This is a genomic window from Arthrobacter sp. 01T419, assembly GCF_056398865.1.
Window position 1 is genome coordinate 16587 of record NZ_JBFTQF010000025.1, and the last position, 18444, is coordinate 35030.

An 18444-nucleotide genomic window follows, 5' to 3' on the forward strand; every position below is an offset into this window, starting at 1 on the left:
CGTTACTCCTCATGCTGGGGAAGTGTGCTGTAGTTCTAAACTATCCGGCTACTGCTGAATCAGGCTGCTCGCCATGGACTCGACGGCCAGCAGCGGGGCCACGTTGGTAGTGGTGATCCGCACACGTGCCTTGTTGATGGCATCCATACGGGCCAAGGTGATTTCGGGAGTGGAACCGGCCGCGTAAGCTTCCAGTTCAGTCCTGAGTTCAACGTTGACCAGCTCCACTGCGTTCCCCAACTGGATGACCAAGACGTCGCGGTAGAAGGACAGCAGATCGGTCAGCGTGCGGTCCAGGGAATCAGTGATGGAGCGTTTGGCCCGCCGCTTCTGGTCGTCTTCAAGCTGCTTCACCTGGCTGCGCATCGACGGCGGCAGCGTGCCCGACTCCGGGGCGCCCAGGCTCGCCAGCAGGGCGATCTTCTCGGCGGCATCGCGTTCATCGTTGGAGCTGTTGGCCTCATCGCTCGCGATCTTGACCAACTTTTCCGCCATCATCACGGCGGCAGTGACGCCACGCAGGCCCAGTGGAAAACGGACGGTCTCCAGCCGGCGTTCGCGGGCTTCAGGATCCCGAGCCAGCCGGCGTGCGATTCCGATGTGGCTTTGGGCTGCGCGGGCGGCCCGGTCCGCTATGGCGGGGTCGACGCCGTCGCGCCTCACCAGCAGGGCGGCGACGTCGGCAGCTGGCGGAATCCGGAGGCTCACCGGGCGGCAACGCGAGCGGATGGTAACCAGCACATCCGCGGGCGACGGCGCGCACAGCATCCAGATGGTCCGGGGCGTGGGCTCTTCGATTGCCTTGAGGAGCACGTTGGTGGTGCGCTCGGCCATGCGGTCAGCGTCCTCCACCACAATGATCCGCCAGCGGCCCGACGCCGGACGGTCCCCGGCCTTGGACACTAATTGGCGGGCTTCTTCGATGGTGATGGTGACTTTCTCGGTGCGGACGAAGGTCACGTCGGAGTGGGTCTCGCCAAGGATGGTCCTGCACGAGGCACATTCCCCGCACCCGCGGAGGGCAACGTCGTCCTGCTCACAATTCAGCGCGGCCGCGAATGCCTTGGCCGCGTTGGAGCGTCCCGAGCCTGGAGGGCCTGTGAACAACCAAGCGTGCGTGAGTCCGTCGCCTTGGGCCGCCGCGCGCAATTGTGCGACGACCGGCGCCTGGCCCTGGAGTTCGTCCCAGACGGTCACGTGCGGCTCCCGAGCAATACCTGAACGCGGCGGAGGATCTGGGTGGCGAGGTCCTCGATGGGATCCTTGGCGGGCAGCACAAGGTAGGTTTCCGGGTGGGCTGCGGCCAGCTCGAGGAACGCGGCACGGATACGGGCGTGGAAGTCATCCGGTTCGGACTCGAGGCGGTCCTCGGTGGCGTCGCCTGCGGTTCTGCGGTCCCGGCCATCGCCCGGATGGACATCCAGGAGAACCGTCAGATCAGGTTCAAGGCCTTCGGTTGCCCATTCATTGAGCCGCCTGACGTCCACAGTTCCGAGGTCCCGCCCGGCGCCTTGGTAGGCGACCGAGGAATCGATGTATCGGTCCGTGATGACTACCGAACCCTCCGCCAGGGCGGGTCGGATCACTTGGCTTGCATGGGCGGCTCGGGAGGCCGCGAACATGAGGGCTTCGGTCCGGGGGTCGATGGTGCCGTTACCGTGGTCCAGCACAAGGGACCGCAGCTTTTCGCCAATGGGGGTGCCACCGGGTTCGCGGGTGCGCAGCACGGAAAAGCCGAGGGACTCAAGGGCCACGGCCAGGCGGGCGGCCTGCGTTGACTTGCCTGCCCCGTCCCCGCCTTCGAAGGCGATGAAGAGCCCGGGGCGCTGGTCCGGCGTGGGGTTCTGGTCCTGCTTGAGGCGCTGCGTAGTCACGGATCTAAGCGTACAGAGGAACACTGACAGAACCCGACGACGGCGTCAGCCCACCCAAGCGGAACGTACCCCGCCGCTCGGCAGTCCTCAGCCGCCGGCGCCTTAGCCGCTCGGCACGCCCGAGCCGTAACACCTTTCCAGCACCCCTCCCTCCGGCCGTAGGCTGGAGCAATGAGTCTTTCCCGAGAACATGCCGCAGAATTGTCCCCTGACACTGTGGTGGTGGCGGCAGGCCGTCCCGAACGAAGCCATGATCAACCCGTCAACCCGCCCATCGTTCTGTCCTCCACGTATTTCGGCACGGGAGCACTGAGCGACGGCGACCGCGGCTACGGGCGTTATGCCAACCCCACCTGGGATCCCTTCGAGGAGGCGCTGGCGCAGCTGGAAGGCGCCGAGCTGCCAGGCCTGCTCTACGCCTCGGGCCTGGCTGCGGTCAGCTCCGCGTTGTCGCTGGTGCCCGCTGGTGGAGTCCTCGTCATGCCTTCGCACAGCTACGCAGGCTCACTGGTCATGGCCACCGAACTCGCTGCCAAGGGCGCCCTGGAGTTGCGGACCGTTGACATCGCGGACACCGAGGCCGTCAAGGCGCAGCTCGCCCCCGCGGAGGGAAAGCCCGCCAGCATGCTGTGGATTGAAAGTCCCACCAACCCCATGCTCGGCATCGCCGATATCCGTGCCCTGACCACTGCGGCCCATGAGGCTGGCGCCCTTGTGGTCACGGACAACACCTTCTCCACGCCGCTGGTCCAGCAGCCCCTCAGCCTGGGCTCCGACGTCGTGCTCCATTCGGTGACCAAATACCTCGCCGGCCACTCCGACGTCGTACTGGGCGCCTTGGTGACGTCCGATCCGGAACTGCGCGCGGAACTCCTCCACCACCGCATCATCCACGGCGGTATCGCGGGTCCTTTCGAGGCCTGGCTCGCGCTGCGCGGCCTGCGGACGCTGGCACTGCGGATTGAGCGCTCCCAAGCTTCTGCCGCAACGTTGGCCGAGCGGTTGAGTACCCACCCGCGCATCGAATCCATCCGTTTCCCGGGCCTGCCCAGCGATCCCGGGCACGAGCGGGCCAAGTCGCAGATGAAGGGTTTCGGTTCCATCGTGTGCATCCAACTGGCCGGAGACACTTCCCGCAGCGGTGCCGAGGCAGCCGATCAACTGGTGCGTGCATTGCGGTTGTGGCTCCCGGCGACATCGCTGGGCGGCGTCGAGTCCCTCATCGAACGCCGACGTCGGCACACGGCCGAGCCGCTCAGCGTTCCGGACAACCTGGTCCGGATGAGCGTCGGGATCGAGAACGTCGAAGACCTCTGGGCGGATTTGGAGCAAGCGCTCAAGGCGCTTGACGGCTAGGCTGGAGGGCGTGGACGGAAAAATTTTGATTTCATACATCCGGGATGGGATTTACTTCCTTCTGGGACTGGTTGCCTTTGCCTTGGAGCTGTGGGCGCTGGTGGATTGCCTGCGCCACAAACCCTCGTCCTTCGAAGCCGCATCCAAGCGCACCAAGACTTTCTGGCTGACCCTGACTGGAATCGCAGCGGTCATCGGCGGGTTCTCCGTCCTCACCGGTGCCAGCGGACTGGGCCTCTTTGGCATCGCTGCCGTGACCGCGGCGTGCGTCTACTTGGCGGACGTCCGGCCCGCGGTAAAGGAAATCGGCAACAGCGGCCGCAACCAAGGACCGTACGGTCCCTGGTGACCCGTATACCGCGAGCTAAGCCGGAGCTACCGCTGCCCAGTCGACGGTAAGTTCGCCCAAGCGCCAACGCGACGTTCCGTCCTGAAGGGGCCATCCGGCGTCGCGCATTGATTGGCACATGGCCGTCCACCGCTGCTTGTTGCCAAACGAGGCAAGCGGTGCCGCCTCCAGCCAGGCCTGGTCCAGGGCATTGAGGAACGTGTGGATCCGCTCTCCGGGGATATTGCGGTGGATGAGTGCCTTCGGTAGCCGTTCGGCGACGTCGGAGGGCAATTCGAAACTGCCGAACCGCATGGACAGGCTCAGGCTCAGCGGCCCGTCCGGATCCAGCGCAACCCACGTCACACGGCGGCCGATTTCGTCACACGTTCCGTCGATGAACAGCCCTTCCGGTGCGAGCCGCGACCGCACCAGGCCCCAGATTCCGTTGACGTCTGATTCCTCGTATTGCCGCAACACGTTGAACGCACGCACCAACACGGGATTGCCTGGAACAGGGATTTCGAAGCCGCCCACGTGGAAGGCGAGCCCAGGCCGTTCCAAGGCCTTGGCGATCCGGACGCGCTCGGGTTCGATCTCGATCCCGCACACGCGAACGTCCGGGCGGACGGCCTGCAGCCGTTCGAAGAGTTCGACGGCGGTGGCCGGGGAAGCGCCGTAGCCCAAGTCCACTACCAAGGGGTCGACGGCGGAGCGCAGCCTCCACGCCTGAGGGCCCGCCAGCCAGCGGTCCAGACGGCGCATGCGGTTGGGATTGGTGGTGCCCCTGGTGACATTTCCGACGGGTTTGCCGCGCCTGCCTTGTACCCGCTCTGCCTTCTGCACCACCGTCCAAGCTTAACCGCCAACGCGGGGTCACTTGCGGCCCATCCGACGCACAAACACCGGCGCTAAGTGACCCCGCGTTGTGGTCAAAGGGTAATGGCGTAACGCCCGGTAACGGCAGGGCCTGATCGCTTAGGATGAAAAGCATGACTTACAAGCTGATTCTGCTGCGCCACGGCCACAGCGACTGGAACGCCAAGAACCTGTTCACCGGCTGGGTGGACGTCGACCTGAACGACCAAGGCCGCGAGGAAGCAGCGCGCGGCGGAGAGCTCCTAGTCGAGAACAACGTTCTCCCGGACATCCTGTATACCTCCCTGCTCAAGCGGGCCATCAACACTGCCAACATCTCTCTGGACAAGGCCGACCGCGGCTGGATCCCGGTCAAGCGCGACTGGCGCCTCAACGAGCGCCACTACGGTGCGCTGCAGGGCAAGGACAAGGCCCAGACCCTCGCCGAATTCGGCGAAGAGCAGTTCATGGAATGGCGCCGTAGCTACGACACTCCGCCGCCTGCCCTCTCCGATGACAGCGAGTTCTCCCAAGTGAACGACGTGCGCTACGCGGGCCTCGGCGACGCTCTGCCGCGCACTGAGTGCCTCAAGGACGTCCTGGTCCGTCTCCTCCCGTACTGGGAGTCAGACATCAAGGAAGACCTCAAGGCTGGCAAGACCGTCCTGGTCACGGCCCACGGCAACTCCTTGCGCGCCCTCGTCAAGCACCTGGACGGCATCAGCGACCAGGACATAACCGGCCTGAACATCCCCACGGGCATCCCGTTGGTCTACGAGCTGGACGAGAACTTCCAGCCGATCAACCCCGGTGGAACCTACCTGGATCCCGAAGCTGCGGCAGAGTCCATCAAGGCCGTAGCAGCGCAGGGCAAGAAGTAAGGCTTCGCGCTCCAGTCAAACGACGCCGGCCGGCCCCCCGCGGGGGGTGGGGCCACGGTGGTGGCCGCAGTCTCAGCCCAGGCGGGATCCGCGACCGCCCTGAATACGCTCAAGTGCAGATCGTCGACGTTGATGTTGAGCTTGAGGATGTCGCGGGCAACTTCCAAGTCGCGGGTCTCCAACAGCAGGGTGACCTTCTGGCTGATCTCGAGGTCGAGCCGGGCCATGTCCTTGAACGTTGCCGTCAGCTGCTCGGGGATGACCGTGGCCGGGTAGCGGAGGCGCGCCAGCTGGGCTACGTGCCGGGCGAGGTCACCCATGCGCTCCAGTGACGCACTCATCCGGAGGGAGCCAACAATCATTCGGAGATCACTTGCCACGGGGCCCTGGAGGGCCAGGATATCGATGGCGCGCTCGTCAAGGCCGTTCTGCAGGAAATCGATCCGGGCGTCGGCGGCGATGACGTCCTGGGCGAGGTCGACGTCTGCCCCTTCGAATGAGGTGGTCGCATTCTGGATCGCTTCAGTGACCAGCTTTGAGATCTCGATGAGGTCCTCACCGACCTGGATGAGTTCCTCCTGAAAAACCTTGCGCACGGTGGCGTCCTCTCCTTGGAAATCTCCTCCGCACCCCTCTGACGGCGCGAAAATCTTCACAGCTAACTATGGTCCAACTAGTAAGAATGGCAGTGGTCCGTGAACGGTTGCGCACCTTTAGGTGAACGTTAGCTGAATCGGGGCCGTTTGGTGGCCGTTCCATATTTTGCGGTGTTTCCAGCGCATAAGCTAGATCCGTGGATCCAGTGCTCATCGGTGTCATCGCAGGTCTCGCCGGCCTGTCGTGCGGCGTCTTTGGCGTGCTCGCGTTCAGGCTCAGTGAACGGCAGCGAAAGATCGTGGACCTGGACGTCACGGAACCGCTGCTTCCGGAGGGCGCCGCGGAGGTGCTGTCCGTCGTCGGGCGGGCCTTTGTGGTGGTGGACGCGATCGACGGCGTCGTCCGGGCCAGTCCGGCGGCCTATGCGTACGGCCTCGTCAGGGGCCACACTGTGGTGCACAAGCAATTGCTGGACATGACCGCGAAAGTTCGGCGCGACGGCGTGATCCTGGAAGAGACCTTCGAGTTGCCCCGCGGTCCGCTGGGCAAGGGCACTATCGTGGTGCAGGTCCGGGCAGCCATGCTCGGATGGGAATACATCGTCCTGCTGGCCGACGACCGCACCGAAATCACCCGCACCGAGGAGATCCGCAACGACTTCGTCGCGAACGTCTCGCACGAACTCAAGACTCCGGTGGGCGCTATCTCGTTGCTGGCCGAGGCCCTCGAGGCAAGCCCGGACGACGAAGAAGCCGTCCGTCGCTTCGCGAAGCGCATGCACAAGGAATCCACGAGACTTGCGGCGCTGGTGCAGGACATCATTGAGCTGTCCCGGCTACAGGGCGCCAACGTTGCACAGCAAGGGCACGCCGTGGACATCAACACGGTGATCACTGAAGCCGTGGATCGCTCGCAACTCCCGGCGGAACTCAAGAACATCAAGATCGTGGTCGGCGGACGAACGGAAACCATGGTGTTCGGCGACCAGGACTTGCTGGTAACCGCATTGCGGAACCTCATCGACAACGCCATCCGCTACTCGCCGGAAAACACCCGCGTGGGAGTAGGGGTACGCGCCAAGGAAGGCGTGGTGGCTATTTCAGTCACAGACCAGGGCGAAGGACTCAGCCCAGAGGACCAGGAACGGATCTTCGAACGTTTCTACCGTGTGGACGCCGCAAGGTCGCGGCAAACCGGGGGAACAGGCTTGGGCCTGAGTATCGTCAAGCACGTGGTGTCCAACCACGGCGGCGAGGTCACCGTCTGGTCCCAGCCCGGCCAGGGTTCGACTTTCACCATCCGCCTTCCTGAAATGGAAGGCCAGGAGGACGACGACGCCGGGGCGAAGCCCCGAAACGTGATTCAAACGACGGGCGCGGTACGCGCCCTAGAGCAAGGAGCTGGCGCTTGAGCAGGATTCTGATCGTGGAGGACGAGGAGTCCTTCAGCGACCCTCTGTCCTACCTATTGGGCAAGGAAGGCTTCGACGTCCAGGTAGTGGACAACGGCAGTGACGCGTTGGTGGAGTTCGACCGCAACGGGGCTGATCTGGTGCTGCTGGATCTGCAGCTTCCGGGGACTCCAGGCACCGAGGTTTGCCGGCAGCTGCGGCAGCGTTCCAGCGTCCCGGTGATCATGCTGACCGCAAAGGACTCGGAAATCGACAAGGTGGTTGGCTTGGAACTCGGCGCGGACGACTACGTCACCAAGCCGTACTCCTCCAGGGAACTCGTGGCGCGCGTTCGTGCCGTGCTGCGCCGGCAGGGAGAGCCCGAGGAACTCATTACATCAACCGTGCAGGCCGGCCCGGTCAGGATGGACATCGAGCGCCATGTGGTGAGCGTCAACGGCGAACAGGTGTCGCTTCCGCTGAAGGAGTTCGAACTCCTGGAGATGCTCCTTCGCAATTCGGGCCGTGTGCTCACCCGCGGACAGTTGATCGACCGCGTCTGGGGCTCCGACTACGTAGGGGACACCAAGACCCTGGACGTCCACGTGAAGCGTTTGCGCAGCAAGATCGAGCCCGACCCCTCGGTTCCCCGCTACCTCGTGACTGTTCGCGGCCTGGGCTATAAGTTCGAACCGTAAGCCTCCGCAAGCCGGGAACGGCCTGCAATCGCAAAAGGAAGGGCTCCCGTGGGGGAGCCCTTCCTTTTGAGTTCTTGCGGGTTTGCCGGGCCTGCCTGCCGCCCAGGGCGGTGGAGGCGCTTGCGCTTAGTGGCCGGTGCTGCTCGCGCTCGGCGTGGGCGTGGCGCTGCTCGTGGCCGAACCGCTGACAGAGGGGCTCGGCGTGGCCGTGGCGGGAATGTACTTCTCGTATTCCTTCAAGGAGCCGTCCAGAACCGGGAACTGCACGGTGCGCGAATCGGAGCCAGTCTTGATCGTCACGGAAACCAAGGAGCCGGGGTTTCCGCCGCTGGTGCTCAGAATGGCGGCGTCAGTGGTCTCGTTGAGGTAAGTCTGGGACTTGGCCTTGACCGGAATGCTTGTCTGCGAGCCACTGGCCCCGTTGATTGTCAGGGTCGCATCGCTGGAGGAGGTGTTGAAGACGGCACCAATGACGCGTCCCGGCTTGTTGGCGCCAGTGGAGACAATGAGCATGTTGCGCAGCTGCAGCGAACCGAGGTCTTCCCTGACGCCGTCCGACGCTGCGTACTGGTGGCTGGTCTGCTGGGCGTTGATGTAGCCACAGCCGGTCACGGACAAGAGACCGATGCCGATGGCGGCCGCCGCCATCGCTAGCTTGCCGCGCTGGACACGGTTCATCGCAGTAATGCGCACGACACGTACTCCTCTTAGAGTCATTGGAACACTTTTCAGGCATAGCCTATCGGCAAACCAGGTCAAACAAGGATTCCGAGCACCATTGTGGCGGCCCTCCCGGCGGCGTATCGTGTTTCGGGGCGCAGCGCCCTATGCACTTTTATGCCCTTGCGTCAAGGGGGTGCCGGAGGGCCGAAAAGGCCACTTTCCGCGTATTTACGGGGTTCAGGACCCCTCTCCGTGCCAATCGTATGCCTTAAGCGTGATAAACTGGTCTGCGGGAAAGGGGAAAGTCCACATGGTTTTTGAGGTCGGCGAGACAGTAGTTTACCCTCACCACGGTGCAGCAAAAATTGAAGAAATCAAGATGCGCACTATCAAGGGCGAAGAGAAAATGTATCTCAAGCTCAAGGTGGCTCAGGGTGATCTGACCATTGAAGTTCCAGCAGAAAACGTAGACCTTGTTGGGGTTCGCGACGTAGTGGGCAAGGAAGGCTTGGAGCACGTATTTGACGTTCTCCGTGCCGAGTTCACTGAAGAGCCCACCAACTGGTCCCGTCGCTACAAGGCAAACCTGGAGAAGCTTGCTTCCGGCGACGTCATCAAGGTTGCAGAGGTCGTCCGCGATCTTTGGCGCCGTGATCACGATCGCGGCCTTTCCGCAGGTGAGAAGCGAATGCTGGCCAAGGCCCGCCAGATTCTGATTTCAGAGCTGGCATTGGCTGAGAAGACCGACGAAGAGAAGGCCGCAAGCGTTCTCGACGAAGTTCTGGCTTCCTAACAAAGATTCAAAGATTTAAACCCCGGTGGCAACCTGCCGCCGGGGTTTCCTTTTGCCACGTAGGCTTGAGCGCATGACTACACCATCCCAGCGCGAGGCCACCGCCGTCGTCGTCGTTGCGGCAGGCTCCGGCGAGCGGCTTGGCTACGGCATGCCCAAGGCAAAGGTGCCGTTGGGCGGCGAAGCCATCCTCGCCCATGCCCTCCGCGGAGTCGCCATGGCAGATGTCGCCCGGCAGATTTGTGTGGCGGTCCCTGCAGGGGATATGGAACTGCGCGAGCTCTGTGAGGAGTTCCGGCAGGAACTGGGCGCTGACGGGCCGTTGATTACCGTGGTCGACGGCGGGTCCACCCGCGCCGCTTCGGTCCGTGCCGCTCTCGAAGCGGTGCTCGAGGGAACGCGCGCCGTGCTGGTTCACGACGCTGCCCGCGCGCTGACTCCCGATCGGGTCTTCCACCGAGTTGCCGTAGCGCTCGCCGCAGGGGCCAAAGCGGTCATCCCCGCCATACCGGTGGTGGACACCGTCAAGATGGTTGTGGAAACTGCCGGGGACGACGCCGGAATAGCACCGGAGATCGTCACCGGCACCGCCCCGAGGGAGCAATTACGGGCTGTTCAGACTCCTCAGGGATTCGACTATGAGACCTTGATGCGCGCCCATGCTGCGGCCGCAGGGTTCGACGACGCCCAGTCCGCGGCTGTCACGGACGACGCCATGCTTGTGGAACTCCTCGGCGTGCCCGTCCACGCAGTTCGGGGCGCCAGCCAATCGCTGAAAATCACCACGCCGTTGGACCTCATCATTGCCGAAGGCCTACTGGAAGGCCCGCTCGGAGTCCGCTGGGTGGAAGGCTGATGAACTCCCGGGACGGAGCCATGATTCTGCCGCGCACCGGCATCGGGGTGGACGTGCACGCCTACGCACCTGAGGACGATCCGCAACCGCTGTGGTTGGGCGGCCTGTTGTGGGAGGGGGAGCGCGGGCTGTCCGGGCATTCCGACGGCGATTGCGTTGCCCATGCGGCCGCTGACGCGCTCTTCTCGGCTTGCGGCATTGGTGACTTGGGAACGCATTTCGGTACCGACCGTCCCGAATTCGCCGGCGCTTCCGGAGCGAAGTTGCTGGGGGAGGCCGCCAGGATTGTCCGCGACGCCGGTTTCGAAATCGGCAATGTCGCAGTGCAGTTTGTTGCCAACAAACCAAAATTCGCGCCGCGGCGTGAAGAATCGCAGCGTGTCCTCAGCGCCGCCGCAGGAGCTTCCGTCAGTGTCACGGCGACCACCAGCGATGGATTGGGTTTCACGGGGCGGGGCGAGGGCATTTCCGCCGTCGCCACGGCCCTCGTCTACGCCGTGCCGGCAGCGCCCCCAAACGACGGCACCTAAACAGAGATAGATGGTGTGCAACAAAGCCAGATGGTGCGCATCCGCTAATCTGGAGCGGTGACCCTGCGCTTTTACGACACCGCATCCGCCGAAGTCCGCGACTTCGTTCCCCTTGAAGCCGGCAAAGCCAGCGTCTACTACTGCGGTGCCACGGTGCAGGGGATGCCGCACGTGGGACATGTCCGTTCCGCGATCGCGTTCGATCAGCTGACCCGCTGGCTCGAATACCGCGGGCTGCGCGTCACGGTTATCCGCAACGTCACGGACATTGACGACAAGATCCTCGCCAAGTCGTTGCAGTCTTTCGGGCCGGACTGGGCCGAGGAGCCCACGGCCAAAGCCAATGAAGAATGGTGGGCTTTGGCTTACCGCTACGAGCAGGAATTCGAGCAGGCCTACGACGTTCTCGGCGTTTCCCGCCCTACCTACGAACCGCGCGCCACGGGCCACATCCCGGAGATGCACGCCCTCATCCAAAGGCTCATCGACCGCGGCCACGCCTACCCCGCCCTGGACGACTCCGGGGACGTCTACTTCGACGTCCGATCCTGGAGCAAGTACGGCTCCCTGACCCGCCAGAACATCGACGACATGCAGGGCGCGGCGGACGTCGAACCTCAGTTCAGCAGCAGGAAGCGCGACCCCCGCGACTTTGCGCTGTGGAAGGGTTCCAAAGACGGGGAGCCGACGACGGCGAGCTGGGTTTCGCCGTGGGGAACCGGCCGGCCGGGTTGGCATCTTGAATGCTCGGCCATGGCAACGAAGTACCTGGGCCAGCAGTTCGACATCCACGGCGGCGGCTTGGACTTGCGCTTCCCGCACCACGAAAACGAGATGGCGCAGTCCCAAGCCGCGGGCGACGATTTCGCCAATTTCTGGTTGCACAACGGCATGGTCACCTATGAGGGCGAAAAGATGTCCAAGTCGGTGGGCAACACGGTGAGCCCCGAAGAAATGCTCGAGCTCGCGAGTCCACGGGTTGTCCGGTACTACCTAGGCCAGGCACAGTACCGCTCCATCCTGGACTACCGGCCCACCTCGCTTCAGGAGGCGGCGGCCGCCGTAGAGCGCATCTACGGTTTCGTTGCGAAGGCTTCCAAGAAGTTCGGTGGCGAATTCGCCGCGCACCCCGCGTCGAGCCCGGTGCCGGACTCTTTTGCTGCTGCCATGGATGACGATCTCAACGTGCCACAGGCTCTGGGTGCCCTGCACGAAACGGTTCGTGCTGGGAACACCGCGCTGGCGTCCGGTGACGACACCGGGGCGCAGCAGGCGCTCCAAGCCGTGCTGGCCATGACTACCGTGCTTGGACTCAACGATGTCCGCGGCGAAGTCCAGGAGAACTCCGAGACTGCCCAGGCCCTTGAAGTCCTTGTGGAAGCCCAGTTGCAGGCGCGGGCCGAGGCGCGGGCCAATAAGGATTGGGCGGCTTCCGACGCGATCCGCGACACTCTCGCGGCGGCAGGTATCGCCGTCGAGGATGGCGCCGATGGCGCCAGTTGGAGCCTGAAACGGGACTGACATCCCGTCGTCGTCCCGATTTAAGTTGATTCAGTAGACTTGATTGCAGACGTACTCAACACAATCAAGGGTGGAATTCATGGCCAACAACGGTCGCCGGGCTGTCAAGAACAAGAAGGGCCCTACCACCGGAACCGGTGGCCACGGTCGAAAGGCCTTGGAAGGCCGGGGTCCAACCCCCAAAGCCGAGGACCGCGAATACCACAAGGCGTACAAGAGCAAGCAGCTTGCCGAGCGTTCGGCTGCCAAGCGCGCGGCAGGCGGCACCAGCCGCTCCAACCCGGGCGCCCGCTCAGGTCCGAAGGGCCGCGCTACTGAGGAAGTAGTCACTGGACGCAACTCCGTGGTGGAGGCGCTCCGCGCCGGAATCCCCGCGAAGGCGCTGCACGTTGCCATCCGGATCGAGATGGACGACCGCGTCAAGGAGTCCCTCAAGCTCGCTGCCGAACGTGGCATCCCGCTGCTGGAAACCGGCAAGCCTGAGCTGGACCGCATGACCGATGACGCCGTGCACCAAGGCCTCGTCCTGCAGATCCCGCCGTACGAGTACGAAGACGCGTACGATCTCGCCGAGCAGACGGTCGCTAAGTGGAAGAAGGGCTACATTCCCAACGCGCCCCTCTTCGTTGCGCTGGACGGCATCACCGATCCCCGCAACCTGGGCGCCATCATCCGTTCCGTTTCCGCCTTCAGCGGCCACGGCGTGATTGTGCCCGAGCGCCGCTCCGTCGGTGTCACGGCGTCGGCATGGAAGACCAGCGCGGGCGCGGCAGTCCGCGTTCCTGTGGCCCGTGCGGCCAATCTGAATAACGCCCTGAAGCAGTTCAAGCAGATGGGCATCTTCGTGCTGGGCCTCGATGGCGACGGCGACGTCTCGCTGCCGGATCTCTCCTTGGCCACCGATCCCGTCTGCATCGTGGTGGGTTCCGAGGGCAAGGGCCTCAGCCGCCTGGTCCGCGAAAACTGCGACCAGATCATTTCCATCCCGATCGACTCGGCTATGGAATCGCTCAACGCCTCCATGGCTGTGGGCATCTCCCTGTACGAAGTCTCAAGACAGCGCGCCGCCAAGTAGCAAGATGGGTGGCGGCACGCCGCCGACGCCCGCTCACTTATAGTGCCAAAAACAGCAACGCCCGCTCACTTCTTCATAGTGAGCGGGCGTTGCTGTTCCCCTTGGAAGTCGCCTTAGAAGTCGCGGCGGTTCGCCAAGACCGGGAGCTTGACCCTCGCGTCCTCGACGACGGCGGCATCCAGCTCCGCGAACAAGAGGCCAGGCCCGGCGTCGAGCTCTTCCAGCACGGCGCCCAAGGGGGACACGACGACGGAGTGCCCCACCCCGGTGGGCGCGGCACCTTTGGGCTCGATGCCTTGGCTCGCGGGGTCGCCTTGGCCGCATGCGAGCACGAAGGTTGTGGTGTCGATCGCCCGGGCACGCGCAAGCAGCTTCCATTGTTCGGCTTTGCCTGGCCCTGCGCCCCAGGATGCGGACACAATGTTCACTTCGGCACCGCGATCGGCGTTGGCGGTAAAGAGGGCTGGGAATCGAACGTCGTAGCAGGTGGCCAGGCCGAAGGTGAGGCCTCCGGCATCGAACGTCACTGGATCGGTGCCTGCATCAACGGTGTCCGATTCCGCAAAGCCGAAGGCGTCGAAGAGATGGATCTTGTCGTAGTTGGCCTCTACTCCCGGCCCGGTGGCGATCAGGGTGTTCCTGACTTTGCCGTTGCCGCTGCCATCGGATGAAACCCCGGGCGTGAACATTCCGGCCACGATCACGATCCCAAGTTCTTGGGCAATCTCCCGCACCCGGCTGGCCCACGGCCCATCCAGGGGCTCGGCGATGTCGAGCAGGGAATTCCCGAACGCCCGCATGGTCGCTTCCGGGAAGACCACCAGCTCGGCCCCGCCTTCTTTGGCCCGACGGGCATAGTCCTCCAACAGGGCCAGGTTGTCTGCCAACTCGCGGCCGCTGATGATTTGAGCAAGGGCGATTCGCACAATTACCTCCACATTGGTGTATAGCCAAAGTATGCAACGACCGTGAGGAGGATACGAACTCATCCAGGTGTGGACGGGTTCATTCGGCTCATTCGACACAATCAGGGCAGCGTCCCGTTTCGCTCAACGTGTCAGAAACCGGACAGTGCGACGTTTAAGCAGGTGAGCGGCATGTTTTCGTTCGCTGAGGCCGCAAGCGGCGTGGCGATCGCCGGGCATGCGCACTGTCATATGAGTCGCGAGCGCGGGAGAATTGGCGTCGGAGACTAAACTCTCAACTAATGGTTATGCCGATTTTTGACACAGCATCTACAGTGGACGCCTCGCGGCCATCGCCGCTCGGGTTGAGTATTCCGCGGCCTGGGAGCCTCGACGGACACAGCCCGGCCGACAGGGTCAACGTCGCCGTCTGGGCCCCGGGTCTCACTCGAGTCGAAATCGCCTACAAGGCCCCCGGGGACTCCTGGAAGGTCCACACGTTGCCCAGGTTCGCCGATGGTGTTCATTACGGCATCGTGGACGGGCTGCCGCCTGGCACCCAATACGGCTTCCGCGCCGCGCCGGTTGGGGAAGCGCTGCCACTCTCCGTTCCTGCTCCGGATTTTGACGCCGACGACGCCGAACCGCTGCTGCTCGATCCTTACGGCCGGGCGGTACACCAACGCGGGGAGCTGCTGAGCTCAGTCCGTATGGACTCGGCCTTTGATTGGGGTGACGACGGCCCGCTTCGCACCCCGTGGCGGGACACCATCGTCTACGAGGCGCATGTCCGCGGCCAAAGCATGCTGCATCCGGATATCCCCGAGCACCTCCGCGGAACGTATGCCGGCATGGCACACCCGGCCATGATTGAGCACTTCCAATCGTTGGGTGTGACGTCCGTTCAATTGCTGCCCATCCATTTCCACGTAGACGAACAGCACCTGCAAAATCTGGGCCTGACCAACTATTGGGGTTATAACACCGCCGCGTTCTTTGCTCCCCACGCGGACTATGCCACGCAAGCCGCGCAACTGGCTGGACCGCATGCTGTCCAGGACGAATTCAAGGGCATGGTGAAACTCCTGCATTCCGCCGGGATCGAAGTGATCCTCGACGTCGTCTACAACCACACGGCGGAAGGCGGGCCCGACGGCGACACCTTCAGTTTCAGGGGCCTGGGCGAGCAACAGTACTATCGCCACGATGCCCACGGCCGCTACCTTGATACCACCGGTTGCGGCAACACCCTCGACTTCGCCGAGCCCAGGGTAGTGGATCTGGCCATTGATTCGCTGCGCTATTGGGTGGACGAATTCCACATCGACGGCTTTCGCTTCGACCTTGCCGTGACCCTTTGCCGCAACGCGGGCAATGAGTTCGATCCCCAGCACCCTTTCCTCACCCGGATCGCCGAGGACCCGGTGCTTTCCAAGTCCAAGCTCATTTCCGAACCATGGGATGTGGGCTACGGCGGCTGGCAGACCGGGCGGTTCCCCAAAGGGTGGGTGGACTGGAACGATCACTTCCGCGACGGCGTACGCCGCTTCTGGCTCTCGGACCGCGGCGCTGCCGACGCCGGGATGTCCGGGGGCAGCGTGGGAGTCCTGGCCGACGCCTTAACAGGCTCTGCCCGGGTCTTTGAACCCTCGGGACGCTCAAGGCTCGCCTCGCTGAACTTCATCACCGCCCATGACGGCTTCACCCTTGCCGACCTGGTGTCCTACGACCGCAAGCACAACGAGGCCAACGGCGAGCAAAACCGTGACGGCCACAGCGATAACCGAAGCTACAACCACGGATTCGAAGGCCGGACGGAAAACGAGACGATCCTCGCCGCGCGTGCCCTTTCCAAGCGCAACCTCATGACCACGTTGATGCTCTCCATCGGCGTACCCATGATCACTGCCGGCGACGAGCTCGGTCGCACGCAGCAGGGCAACAACAACGCCTACTGCCAAGACAACCCGCTCACATGGATCGACTGGACCCAGACACCCGAGTCCCATGAGATGCTGCGGAGCACAAAACGGGTGGTCCGGCTCCGCAAGGACTTCCTGCAGGCGCAGGACGAGGGCTTCCCGGATAGCCGGACGGGCCTTGATTGGTTTGACGACAAGGGCCAGCCTATGACGGCCGCCCGTTGGCACGATCCCTCGCTGCGGATTGTGCAACTCCTCATGAGTTCGGAAGGCGGCGCCTACCGCGGGCTGATCGTGATCAACGGGAACAAGGACGACAAGAAGATCGTCCTGCCCAAACTGATCGCCGAGTCGGGCGCGGGAGGCCGTATGTTCGAGCTGCGCATGACAACCTCCGAGCTCAATGACCGCAGGCAGGGAGCGCTGGTTGCGGCGGGCGAGCGGGAAGTGGTCCAAGGCAACACCATCAACGTCTACCGCACCTAGGATCCAGTACCGATGAGCAGGAACAGAAACCGGCTCCTGTTGACCCTGGCCGGGCTGGTGATTGCCGCCGTCGTGCTGGTGCTGGCCGTTGTTGGCGGCAGCGTCGTGGGCGGAACGGCGCCGAAGGACGCCGACGTCGGCACCTCCAGTGTCCGAACTAGCGCAAACGCCGCGCCGGCTCGGTCTTCGGCGCCGGCAAGCACTGGGCCGGCCACGAACACGTCCGGCCTGCCGGCCGTGAACGCCTCCCAACTGCCGAAGGAGGCCCAGCAAACGTTGGCCCTCATCGCAAAGGGCGGACCGTATCCTTACGAACGGGATGGAATCAACTTCGGAAATTTCGAAGGATTGCTCCCCAAGAAGGCCAGCGGCTTCTATCAGGAGTACACGGTCAAGACCCCCGGCGAAGCGGACCGGGGCGCACAGCGGATCATCACGGGCAAGGACGGCGGGAAGTTCTACACGCCGGATCACTACGCTACATTCAAGTTCATCGTCGAAGGCAAGTAGGGGCACCATGAAGATCTATTCCGCAGACACCTGGACACTGGAAGAACTGCAGGAGCAAGTGTCCGACGCCGGCCGTCGCACCGTGATGGTGCCCCCGGCAGCAAGCAAGCAGGCAGTCCTGGAGGTCTTCGGCCAGGTGCTCGATTTCCCCGAGTACTACGGCGTGAACCTGGACGCCCTCAACGACTCACTCCACGATTTCGCAGACAGTGTGTCCGAGGATGACCAGCCGCCCGTCACGCTGATTTGGCAGGTCCCGGCGGCCTATCGGACGGACCGGTCCTTCGGCGTGGTCTGTGAAATCCTCCAGGACGCCGAATCCTACTCTGGGCGTGACATCGCCGTCATCGCGGTCTTTCAGCAGTAGTACCCGTGGCGGCCGGATGGGCGTGAGCCCACCCGGCCGCCATGGCCGCTATGCGTTGACGATCAGGCCCAGTTCGGCCTTGGACGCCAGGGAGGGGTGCTTCGGGAACACCCGGACGGTATAGCCGAAGGATCCGGAGCGGTTGATCAGGATGTAGCCGGTGAACAGGTGGCGCCCGTTGCCAAGGTCCTCGAACGAGCTCAGTTCGGCCACGGCGATGTCTTCCAGCTCGTCGCTATCTTCGGCCCGCCCGTAGGCCACCTCCACGCTGACGTCGTCCGGCGTCAGGGTATGCAGAGCAATGTAGGCGTTGACCTGGAGTGTGTCGCCGATCTGCGGCTCCTCGGTGACGCCGACGGAATCGACGTGTTCCACGATCAACTGTGGCCAGGCATTGCGGATCTTGGTGATCCAGGCTGCCAGTTCCTTCGCTTCCTTGAATGAACCGGCTACGGCACGGCGTCCCGATTCCGCTGCCGGACGGTACAGCATGTTGACGTAGTCCTGGAGCATGCGTTCGGCCGAGACTGCCGGGCCGAGGTGCGCCAGGGTGTGTTTGATCATGGAGACCCAGTGCGTCGGGATGGCCTCCGGGGCGGACTGGGAGGGACCTGCGGCGCCGGCGTGCTCGGAGACCGTGGAGCCGTAGAAGCGCGGGGCCACCTGGGTCTCCAGGAGCTCGTAAAGGGCGGCGGCCTCGATGTCGTCGCGTTCGCCGGGGGACGCGTCGTTGTTGGCGGTCGGGATCGCCCAGCCGTTCTCGCCGTCGTACATCTCATCCCACCACCCATCCAGCACGGACAGGTTCAGCGAACCGTTGATGGCCGCCTTCAT

General features: G+C 63.8%; 19 protein-coding genes and 1 pseudogene. 13 read left to right on the forward strand and 7 right to left on the reverse strand.

Annotated features, from left to right (window positions below):
- Positions 1–48: 48 nt before the first annotated feature.
- A complete protein-coding gene (locus AC1DLO_RS22010; RefSeq protein ID WP_476891782.1) occupies positions 49–1197 on the reverse strand; it encodes a DNA polymerase III subunit delta' in 1149 nt (382 codons plus the stop codon).
- Positions 1194–1874, reverse strand: coding sequence for a dTMP kinase (gene tmk / locus AC1DLO_RS22015; protein WP_184740859.1), 681 nt, complete (start codon positions 1872–1874; stop codon positions 1194–1196). The genes AC1DLO_RS22010 and tmk overlap by 4 nt, the downstream gene beginning before the upstream one ends.
- A gap of 171 nt (positions 1875–2045) precedes the next feature.
- Between tmk and AC1DLO_RS22020 the strand changes: the two genes are divergently transcribed.
- Together AC1DLO_RS22020 and AC1DLO_RS22025 are read left to right on the forward strand one after the other, a co-directional pair.
- Positions 2046–3230 carry a trans-sulfuration enzyme family protein gene (locus AC1DLO_RS22020; protein ID WP_476891783.1) on the forward strand — a complete coding sequence of 395 codons (1185 nt, stop codon included), beginning with the start codon at positions 2046–2048 and terminating at the stop codon, positions 3228–3230.
- Positions 3231–3240: 10 nt separating this feature from the next.
- Positions 3241–3579, forward strand: a complete 339-nt coding sequence (locus AC1DLO_RS22025) for a DUF2516 family protein (protein ID WP_184740857.1) — start codon at positions 3241–3243, stop codon at positions 3577–3579.
- A 15-nt stretch (positions 3580–3594) separates the two neighbouring features.
- Here the strand turns inward: AC1DLO_RS22025 and AC1DLO_RS22030 are convergent, their stop codons facing one another.
- Positions 3595–4407 carry a class I SAM-dependent methyltransferase gene (locus AC1DLO_RS22030; protein WP_476891784.1) on the reverse strand — a complete coding sequence of 271 codons (813 nt, stop codon included), beginning with the start codon at positions 4405–4407 and terminating at the stop codon, positions 3595–3597.
- Positions 4408–4550: 143 nt separating this feature from the next.
- Between AC1DLO_RS22030 and AC1DLO_RS22035 the strand changes: the two genes are divergently transcribed.
- Positions 4551–5297, forward strand: coding sequence for a phosphoglyceromutase (locus AC1DLO_RS22035; RefSeq protein ID WP_476891785.1), 747 nt, complete (start codon positions 4551–4553; stop codon positions 5295–5297).
- Here AC1DLO_RS22035 and AC1DLO_RS22040 read toward each other — a convergent pair.
- Positions 5234–5893: a phosphate signaling complex PhoU family protein gene (locus tag AC1DLO_RS22040; RefSeq protein WP_476914615.1), complete on the reverse strand. Its 660-nt coding sequence runs from the start codon at positions 5891–5893 to the stop codon at positions 5234–5236. The genes AC1DLO_RS22035 and AC1DLO_RS22040 overlap by 64 nt on opposite strands.
- A 206-nt stretch (positions 5894–6099) precedes the next feature.
- Here AC1DLO_RS22040 and AC1DLO_RS22045 point away from each other — a divergent pair, with 206 nt between their 5' ends.
- Together AC1DLO_RS22045 and AC1DLO_RS22050 are read left to right on the forward strand one after the other, a co-directional pair.
- On the forward strand, positions 6100–7305 hold the full coding sequence (locus tag AC1DLO_RS22045; RefSeq protein ID WP_461838631.1) for a sensor histidine kinase: 1206 nt from the start codon (positions 6100–6102) through the stop codon (positions 7303–7305).
- Positions 7302–7982, forward strand: coding sequence for a response regulator transcription factor (locus AC1DLO_RS22050; RefSeq protein ID WP_059388662.1), 681 nt, complete (start codon positions 7302–7304; stop codon positions 7980–7982). Before AC1DLO_RS22045 ends, AC1DLO_RS22050 begins: the two co-directional genes overlap by 4 nt.
- A 126-nt stretch (positions 7983–8108) precedes the next feature.
- Here the strand turns inward: AC1DLO_RS22050 and AC1DLO_RS22055 are convergent, their stop codons facing one another.
- Positions 8109–8660 carry a hypothetical protein gene (locus AC1DLO_RS22055; RefSeq protein WP_476891792.1) on the reverse strand — a complete coding sequence of 184 codons (552 nt, stop codon included), beginning with the start codon at positions 8658–8660 and terminating at the stop codon, positions 8109–8111.
- 295 nt (positions 8661–8955) lie between these two features.
- On the opposite strand from AC1DLO_RS22055, the gene AC1DLO_RS22060 reads away from it, so the two are divergent.
- The 5 genes from AC1DLO_RS22060 (at position 8956) to rlmB (ending at position 13420) form a co-directional block, all read left to right on the forward strand.
- Positions 8956–9438 (forward strand): CarD family transcriptional regulator, encoded by a 483-nt coding sequence (locus AC1DLO_RS22060; protein WP_011690592.1) that lies wholly within the window; start codon positions 8956–8958, stop codon positions 9436–9438.
- 73 nt (positions 9439–9511) lie between these two features.
- A complete protein-coding gene (gene ispD, locus AC1DLO_RS22065; protein ID WP_476891787.1) occupies positions 9512–10294 on the forward strand; it encodes a 2-C-methyl-D-erythritol 4-phosphate cytidylyltransferase in 783 nt (260 codons plus the stop codon).
- A gap of 20 nt (positions 10295–10314) precedes the next feature.
- Positions 10315–10824 carry a 2-C-methyl-D-erythritol 2,4-cyclodiphosphate synthase gene (gene ispF, locus AC1DLO_RS22070; protein WP_476891793.1) on the forward strand — a complete coding sequence of 170 codons (510 nt, stop codon included), beginning with the start codon at positions 10315–10317 and terminating at the stop codon, positions 10822–10824.
- Between the two features lie 57 nt (positions 10825–10881).
- Positions 10882–12345 (forward strand): cysteine--tRNA ligase, encoded by a 1464-nt coding sequence (gene cysS, locus AC1DLO_RS22075; RefSeq protein ID WP_476891788.1) that lies wholly within the window; start codon positions 10882–10884, stop codon positions 12343–12345.
- Between the two features lie 79 nt (positions 12346–12424).
- Positions 12425–13420: a 23S rRNA (guanosine(2251)-2'-O)-methyltransferase RlmB gene (rlmB, locus tag AC1DLO_RS22080; RefSeq protein WP_184740851.1), complete on the forward strand. Its 996-nt coding sequence runs from the start codon at positions 12425–12427 to the stop codon at positions 13418–13420.
- Between the two features lie 113 nt (positions 13421–13533).
- On the opposite strand, the gene AC1DLO_RS22085 is transcribed toward rlmB, so the two are convergent.
- Positions 13534–14346 (reverse strand): carbon-nitrogen hydrolase family protein, encoded by an 813-nt coding sequence (locus tag AC1DLO_RS22085; RefSeq protein WP_184740850.1) that lies wholly within the window; start codon positions 14344–14346, stop codon positions 13534–13536.
- A gap of 281 nt (positions 14347–14627) precedes the next feature.
- Here AC1DLO_RS22085 and glgX point away from each other — a divergent pair, with 281 nt between their 5' ends.
- From glgX to AC1DLO_RS22100, 3 genes are read left to right on the forward strand one after another with little or no spacing between them, the layout of a single operon-like run.
- Positions 14628–16733: a glycogen debranching protein GlgX gene (gene glgX / locus AC1DLO_RS22090; RefSeq protein ID WP_476891789.1), complete on the forward strand. Its 2106-nt coding sequence runs from the start codon at positions 14628–14630 to the stop codon at positions 16731–16733.
- Positions 16734–16745: 12 nt separating this feature from the next.
- Positions 16746–17243 (forward strand): guanyl-specific ribonuclease, encoded by a 498-nt coding sequence (locus AC1DLO_RS22095; protein ID WP_476891790.1) that lies wholly within the window; start codon positions 16746–16748, stop codon positions 17241–17243.
- A 7-nt stretch (positions 17244–17250) separates the two neighbouring features.
- On the forward strand, positions 17251–17610 hold the full coding sequence (locus AC1DLO_RS22100; protein ID WP_476891791.1) for a barstar family protein: 360 nt from the start codon (positions 17251–17253) through the stop codon (positions 17608–17610).
- Positions 17611–17658: 48 nt separating this feature from the next.
- Here the strand turns inward: AC1DLO_RS22100 and AC1DLO_RS22105 are convergent.
- Positions 17659–18444, reverse strand: a pseudogene (locus AC1DLO_RS22105) (DUF3417 domain-containing protein); the annotation flags it as partial.

What these genes read in the sequence shown, in the direction of transcription:
- AC1DLO_RS22020 (WP_476891783.1), top strand. Translation starts at nt 2,046, where the DNA reads ATGAGTCTTTCCCGAGAACATGCCGCAGAATTGTCCCCTGACACTGTG.
- AC1DLO_RS22035 (WP_476891785.1), top strand. Translation starts at nt 4,551, where the DNA reads ATGACTTACAAGCTGATTCTGCTGCGCCACGGCCACAGCGACTGGAAC.
- AC1DLO_RS22055 (WP_476891792.1), bottom strand. Translation starts at nt 8,660, where the DNA reads ATGAACCGTGTCCAGCGCGGCAAGCTAGCGATGGCGGCGGCCGCCATC.
- AC1DLO_RS22060 (WP_011690592.1), top strand. Translation starts at nt 8,956, where the DNA reads ATGGTTTTTGAGGTCGGCGAGACAGTAGTTTACCCTCACCACGGTGCA.
- ispD (WP_476891787.1), top strand. Translation starts at nt 9,512, where the DNA reads ATGACTACACCATCCCAGCGCGAGGCCACCGCCGTCGTCGTCGTTGCG.
- ispF (WP_476891793.1), top strand. Translation starts at nt 10,315, where the DNA reads ATGATTCTGCCGCGCACCGGCATCGGGGTGGACGTGCACGCCTACGCA.
- rlmB (WP_184740851.1), top strand. Translation starts at nt 12,425, where the DNA reads ATGGCCAACAACGGTCGCCGGGCTGTCAAGAACAAGAAGGGCCCTACC.
- glgX (WP_476891789.1), top strand. Translation starts at nt 14,628, where the DNA reads ATGGTTATGCCGATTTTTGACACAGCATCTACAGTGGACGCCTCGCGG.
- AC1DLO_RS22095 (WP_476891790.1), top strand. Translation starts at nt 16,746, where the DNA reads ATGAGCAGGAACAGAAACCGGCTCCTGTTGACCCTGGCCGGGCTGGTG.
- AC1DLO_RS22100 (WP_476891791.1), top strand. Translation starts at nt 17,251, where the DNA reads ATGAAGATCTATTCCGCAGACACCTGGACACTGGAAGAACTGCAGGAG.